This is a genomic window from Kitasatospora sp. NPDC057542 (assembly GCF_042801945.1).
In the GTDB taxonomy this organism is placed as follows: domain Bacteria; phylum Actinomycetota; class Actinomycetes; order Streptomycetales; family Streptomycetaceae; genus Kitasatospora.
Map to the genome: position 1 here is coordinate 1 of NZ_JBHVFE010000697.1, position 3,102 is coordinate 3,102.

Annotated in this window: 2 protein-coding genes; both read left to right on the forward strand. The window is 74.2% G+C overall.

What is annotated here, in order from left to right; translation table 11 throughout:
- Positions 1–147 precede the first annotated feature (147 nt).
- Complete coding sequence (locus ACFU7Y_RS42240; protein WP_380771742.1) at positions 148–1,593, forward strand: FGGY family carbohydrate kinase; 1,446 nt, start codon at positions 148–150, stop codon at positions 1,591–1,593.
- 85 nt (positions 1,594–1,678) lie between these two features.
- Complete coding sequence (locus tag ACFU7Y_RS42245; protein WP_224284979.1) at positions 1,679–3,082, forward strand: glutamate decarboxylase; 1,404 nt, start codon at positions 1,679–1,681, stop codon at positions 3,080–3,082.
- Positions 3,083–3,102: the final 20 nt, after the last annotated feature.

The following is a 3,102-nucleotide window of genomic DNA, read 5'->3' on the forward strand; positions in this document are numbered from 1 at the left end:
CACGTGACGCGCGGCCCGGCGGCCTACCGCCGGTCCGTGACGGGACGGTGACACCAGGGCCAAGCGAACCCCAACCCGCGGTCGCGAACCGGCAACGGACCACCCGGCCCGGACGCGTCCGGGGCCGGGCTGAGGCATGATCTCGGCATGGCCATCGTCGCGGGGATAGACAGCTCGACCAACCGCACCCGGATCGTCGCGTGCGACGCCGACACCGGCGCCGTCCTGCGCTCCGGCAAGGCGCCCCACCCCGTCCCCGAGGACCAGGACCTCTGCCCCGGGGAGGCCGACCCCCAGGTCTGGCTGCACTCGCTCGGCGACGCCGCGACCGGCGGCCTGCTGGAGGGCGTCCGGGCGATCGGGGTCAGCGCCCAGCAGCACGGGATGATCGGCCTGGACGCGGGCGGGGTGCTGGTCCGCCCGGCGATCCTGTGGAACGACCCGCGCTCCGGCGGCGCCGCCGCCAAGCTGCTGGAGGCCTTCGGCGGCGCGGCCGCCTGGACCGCCGCGATCGGCGCCGTGCCCGCCCCCACCTACACCATCGCCAAGCTGCGCTGGCTGGCCGAGTTCGAGCCGGCCAACGCCCGCCGGGTCGCCGAGGTGCTGCTGCCGCACGACTGGCTGGTCTGGCAGCTGCTCGGCCACCCCAAGCGCCGCACCACCGACCGCGGCGACGCCTCCGGCACCGGCTACTGGTCGCCGGTCACCGGCGAGTACCGGCAGGACCTGGTGGAGCTGGCGCTCGGCCACGAGCTCAGGCTGCCCGACGTCCTGCCCCCGGCCGAGCCCGCCGGGCACACCCCCGAGGGCCTGCTGATCTCGGCCGGCACCGGGGACAACATGGCCGCCGCGCTGGGCCTGGGCCTCGGCCCGGGCGATGCGGTGGTCTCGCTCGGCAGCGCCGGGACGATCTTCGCGGTGCACGAGGAGGCCGTGGTGGACGCCTCCGGCCTGGTCTCCTCCTTCGCCGACGCGAGCGGCCGGCACCTGCCGATGGTCGCCACCCTCAACGCCGCCCAGGTGCTGCGCTCCACCGCCGCCCTGCTCGGCCGGGACCTGGAGGGCCTGAGCGACCTCGCCCTGCACTCCTCCCCCGGCGCCTACGGCCTGGTGCTGCTGCCGTACCTGGACGGCGAGCGCACTCCCGCGCTGCCGCACGCGGCCGGCACCCTGACCGGCCTGCGGGCCGAGGCGATGACCCCTCAGCACCTGGCCCGCGCCGCCGTCGAGGGCATGCTCTGCAACATCGCCGACGCCCTCGACGTGCTGCGCGCCCAGGGCGTCGCGGTGAAGCGGGTGTTCCTGCTCGGCACGGCCGGACGGCTGCCCGCCGTCCGGCACATCGCCCCGATGCTGTTCGGCGTCCCGGTCGTGGTGCCGCCGCCGGGCGCGCACGCCGCCCGCGGGGCCGCCCGGCAGGCCGCCTGGGCGCTGGCGGGCACCCCGGAGCCGCCGGAGTGGGAGCTGCCGGACGCCGAGACCGTCGAGCCCGACGGGGAGCAGGACCTGGCGATCGGCTCGGCGGTGCGCCGGCAGTACCGGGCCGCCCGCGACCAGATCCACCCGGAGGTGGCGTCGGCCCCGTCGACCTGAAACCGACGGTGAAGATGCGTCACCCGGCTCCCGGTGGCAGCGTGGGCCGGGACACAGCCACCGAGGTGAAGGGCAGCAGCATCCCATGGCCTTGCACAAGGGCGCCGGCAACGGCCGCCGACTGAGCGTCAGCCCGTTCGTGGGCGCCGCCGACCCGCTGGGCTCGATGGAGCTCGCCCCGCCGGTGCACCGGCTCGGCAAGGGCCCGGTCGCGGCCGACACCGCGTACCAGCTGATCCACGACGAGCTGATGCTGGACGGCAACGCCAAGCTCAACCTGGCGACCTTCGTCACCACCTCGATGGAGGTGCAGGCCACCCGGCTGATGACCGAGTGCCTGGACAAGAACATGATCGACAAGGACGAGTACCCGCAGACCGCCGAGCTGGAGCGGCGCTGCGTGGCCATCCTCGCCGACCTCTGGAACGCCCCCGACCCGGACTCCGCGGTCGGCTGCTCCACCACCGGCTCCAGCGAGGCCTGCATGCTGGCCGGCATGGCGCTCAAGCGCCGCTGGATGCGCCGCAACGCCGAGCGCTACGCCGCCGGGGCCCGGCCCAACCTGGTGATGGGCGTCAACGTCCAGGTGTGCTGGGAGAAGTTCTGCACCTTCTGGGAGATCGAGGCCCGCACCGCGCCCATGGAGGGCGAGCGCTTCCACCTCGGCGCCGAACAGGCGGTCGCGCTGTGCGACGAGAACACCATCGGCGTGGTCGGCGTCCTCGGCTCGACCTTCGACGGATCGTACGAGCCGATCGCGGAGATCTGCGCGGCCCTGGACGAGCTCCAGGAACGCACCGGCCTGGACATCCCGGTGCACGTGGACGGCGCCTCCGGTGGCATGGTGGCGCCCTTCCTCGACCCCGAGCTGGTCTGGGACTTCCGACTGCCCCGGGTGGCCTCGATCAACACCTCCGGGCACAAGTACGGGCTGGTCTACCCGGGCGTCGGCTGGGCGCTGTGGCGGGACGAGGAGGCGCTGCCGGAGGAACTGGTCTTCCGGGTCAACTACCTGGGCGGCGAGATGCCGACCTTCGCCCTCAACTTCTCCCGGCCCGGCGCCCAGGTCGCGGCGCAGTACTACGTCTTCCTGCGGCTCGGCCGGGACGGCTTCCGGGTGGTCCAGGGCGCTTGCCGGGACGTCGCGACCTACCTGGCCGGGGAGATCGGGAAGCTGGACTGCTTCCGGCTGCTGACCCACGGCGACCAGGTCCCGGTGTTCGCCTTCACCACCACCGAGGGCACGTCCTTCGACGTGTTCGACGTCTCGCGGCGGCTGCGCGAGCGCGGCTGGCAGGTGCCCGCGTACACCTTCCCGGCCGACCGGGAGGACCTGTCGGTGCTCCGCGTGGTCTGCCGCAACGGCTTCTCCCGGGACCTCGCCGACCTGCTGCTGGCCGACCTCGGCCGGCTGCTGCCGGAGCTGCGGCGCCAGCCCGTCCCGCTCCGGGATCTCGGGATGCCGGCCCGGTCGGGCTTCCACCACTGACCGTTCGCACACCCGGGAAC